Source organism: Streptomyces alkaliphilus (assembly GCF_014141535.1).
Classification (GTDB): domain Bacteria; phylum Actinomycetota; class Actinomycetes; order Streptomycetales; family Streptomycetaceae; genus Streptomyces; species Streptomyces alkaliphilus.
Window position 1 is genome coordinate 1 of the sequence record NZ_VKHT01000552.1, and the last position, 3503, is coordinate 3503.

At 72.1% G+C, this 3503-nt stretch carries 2 protein-coding genes; both read left to right on the top strand.

The window, feature by feature from the left end:
* Positions 1–462 precede the first annotated feature (462 nt).
* Positions 463–1125, top strand: coding sequence for a hypothetical protein (locus FNQ90_RS16535; protein WP_182607090.1), 663 nt, complete (start codon positions 463–465; stop codon positions 1123–1125).
* A gap of 106 nt (positions 1126–1231) precedes the next feature.
* Positions 1232–3397, top strand: a complete 2166-nt coding sequence (locus FNQ90_RS16540; RefSeq protein ID WP_182607091.1) for a flotillin family protein — start codon at positions 1232–1234, stop codon at positions 3395–3397.
* Positions 3398–3503: the final 106 nt, after the last annotated feature.

Consider the following 3503-nt stretch of genomic DNA (forward strand, 5'->3'; position numbering starts at 1 on the left):
GGCGGTACGGGCCGGCGGGGCCGGCCGAATCCGATCGCACCCGACGAACATGTTTTCGAATGTGGTGGCTTCGTTCCCCTTACCGTACCGGTAGGGGGGAGAGCGGCGGTTTCCGGGAGGGAAGCACGGAAGCAGCGATTGATGGGCTCATGTCGCCTCTCGATCCGCACCTCGCCTCCCCGGGAGTCACTACCACGCCGGCGGTCGAAAATGCCCCGGGAGCCCCACTTTTTCACGTGGCGCCGCCCGCGACCCGGGGAAGGGGCACGCGCCACGCCGGACGCTCCGGGACGGAGCCGGCCGGTGCTCCCGGCGGAAACCGGGTGAAAACGCTCACACGCCGGCGGAACCGCGCGGGTTCCATCCGGCGTCCCAACGTCAGAGGCCGGCCCGGTGTTCCCGTGGGGAACCCCGTGGCGTATAAAAGTGGCTGTCATCACCACGGGGGATACGGGGTTCGACATGGGGGACTTCTTCGCGACCGCGACGCAGTTCCCGGTCGTCCTGTTCACCTTCCCCCTGGTGGTCGTCATCGGCTACTGGCTGTTCGCCGCCCTCACCGGCATCGGGGGCGACCTCTTCGGGACCCCGGGGGCTTCCGGCGACTCCGGGGCCGGCGACGGCGCGGACCCCGGCGACGCCCCCGGTGCCGGCGGCTTCGCCGGACTGCTCGCCGCCCTCGGCCTCGGCGGCGTACCGATCACCGTGGTGCTCTCCTGCGTGATCGCCGTGGGCTGGTTCGTCGCCCTCGTCGGTACCGCGCTCACCGATCACCCCCTGCTGCGGGTCGGCGTGCTCCTGGTGGCCCTGTGGGCCGGCTGGCAGACCACGTGGCTGCTCGCGCGGCCCCTGCGCCGCCTGTTGGGATTCACCTCCGTGGCCCGCAACGCCGACTTCGTCGGACTGCTGTGCGAGGTTCGGGTGCGCTGTTCGGCGACCGAATTCGGCCAGGGATTGGTGACCCTCCCCGACGGTGGGACCGCACTGGTCGACATCCGTGCCGACGGCGAGGACGGCGCCGCGCCCCTGCCGGCCGGCACCACCGTCCTCATCTACGACTACGACCCCGAAGGGGACTTCTACCGGGTCGCCCCGGCCGGTGCCGCCGCCGATCCCCTCGGCTGAGCGGCCCCCGGCACGACCCCGTCCCCGACCCGACCGAACGCGGCCCGCCCCGCGCGCCGCACCATCCCGCCCCGGGCGCTCCCGGGCACCGGATCCGAGGAGTCCCATGGACATCGCCTCGCAGGGACTCGGCGTCCTCATCGCCGTCGTCCTGCTGATCGCGCTGGTCTTGCTTTTCGCCCTCACCCGCCTCTTCCGCAAGGTCGAACAGGGCAAGGCGCTGATCGTCTCCAAGATGCGCAAGGTCGACGTGACCTTCACCGGCACCGTGGTCCTGCCGGTGCTGCACAAGGCCGAGGTCATGGACATCTCGGTCAAGACGCTGGAGCTGAGCCGGGTCGGCAAGGACGGCCTGATCTGCCACGACAACATCCGCGCCGACATCCGCATCTCCTTCTACGTGCGGGTCAACAACACCGTCGAGGACGTCATCAAGGTCGCCCAGGCCATCGGCACCGAGCGGGCCAGCAACCAGGACACCCTCCAGCTGCTGTTCAACGCCAAGTTCTCCGAGGCGCTGAAGACCGTCGGCAAGCAGCTCGACTTCGAGGACCTCTACGTCAAGCGCGACGAGCTCAAGCAGCGGATCATCGCCGAGATCGGCCGTGACCTCAACGGTTACCGGCTGGAGGACGTCGCCATCGACTACCTCGAGCAGACCCCGCTGGTCCAGCTCGACAAGGACAACATCCTCGACGCCCAGGGCATCCGGAAGATCACCGAGCTGACCGCGGCCCAGCACATCCTCACCAACGAGTTCCGCCGCAACGAGGAGAAGGAGATCACCCGGCAGAACGTCGACGCCCGCGAGGCCGTCCTGGAACTCGAGCGCCGCCAGGCCGACGCCGAGATCCGCCAGCAGCGCGAGATCGCCTCCGTCCGCGCCCGCGAGGAGGCCGAGGTCGCCCGCGTCCAGGCCGAGGAGCGCCTGCGCGCCCAGACCGCCGCCATCAAGACCGACGAGCAGCTCGGCGTGCAGAACGAGAACCGCGAGCGCGAGGTCGCCGTCGCCCAGCTCAACCGCCAGCGCGTGGTCGCCGTCGAGAACGAGCGGATCGAGAAGGAGCGCCAGCTCGAGGCGATCGCCCGCGAGCGGGAGACCGAGCTGCGCCGGATGGCCAAGGAGAAGGAACTGGAGGGCGAGAAGCGGGAGATCGCCGACGTCATCCGCGAGCGCATCGCCGTGGAGAAGACGGTCGCCGAGCAGGAGGAGGAGATCAAGAAGCTGCGCGCCGTCGAGGAGGCCGAGCGCGACCGGCAGGCCCTGATCATCCAGGCCGAGGCCGAGGCGCAGGAACGCCTGGTCAAGGACATCAAGGCCGCCGAGGCGGCGGAGCAGGCCGCCACGCACCGCGCCAAGGAGGAGCTGACCATGGCCGAGGCGCGGCGCAAGGCCGCCGACCTCGACGCCGCCGCCACGATCCGCCTCGCCGAGGGCCGCCGTGCCGACGCCGCCGCCCCCGGCCTGGCCGAGGCCGAGGTGCAGGAGCGGATGGCCGACGCCGTGGCCCGCACCCGCCGCGTCGAGGCCGAGGCGACCAAGGAGATGGGCCTGGCCGAGGCCGAGATCCAGGAGCGCACCGCCGACGCCGTGGCCCGCACCCGTCGCGTCGAGGCGGACGCGGCCAAGGAGATGGGTCTGGCCGAGGCCGAGGCGCTGCGCGAGAAGATGCAGGCCGAGGCGGACGGCCTCAAGGAGAAGGCCGAGGCCATGGCCGCCCTGGACGCCGCGAGCCGGGAGCACGAGGAGTTCCGCCTGCGGCTGGAGGCCGAGAAGGACGTGCGGCTGGCCCGCGTCGACGTGCAGCGACAGATCGCCGAGGCCCAGGCGACCCTCATCTCCACCGGCCTGGAGAACGCCAAGATCGACATCGTGGGCGGCGACTCGGTGTTCTTCGACCGCCTGATCAACGCCATCTCCGCGGGCAAGGCCGTGGACGGCTTCGTGGAGCGCTCCGAGAGCGTGCGCGCCATGGCCGGCCCCTGGCTGGACCCGGAGAACTCCACCTTCACCGGCGACCTCGCCGGCATGGTCTCCGGGCTCGGCGCCGCCGGCCTGCGCGACCTCACCCTCGCCGGGCTGCTCACCCGCATGATCTCCGGGGGCGGGCCGCACGCCGGGGCCGCCCGGGAGGTGCTGGAGAGCGTCCGCGCCGCCGGCCTCGCCGACACCAGGATCTCGGAACTCTCGGCGCTGCCGGGGGCCGGTCTCCCGGCCCGGGCCGATGGCGCCGTGGCCGCCAACGGCACCCCGGTGGCGGGCGACCACTGAGCCCCGGGGTCCCGGCGCCCCGGTCCTCCGGAGCCCCGGCGCCCCGCCGGTGACGCCCCGGTCCGCCCCTCCCCGCGGGGACGGACGGACCGGGGCGCACCCGACC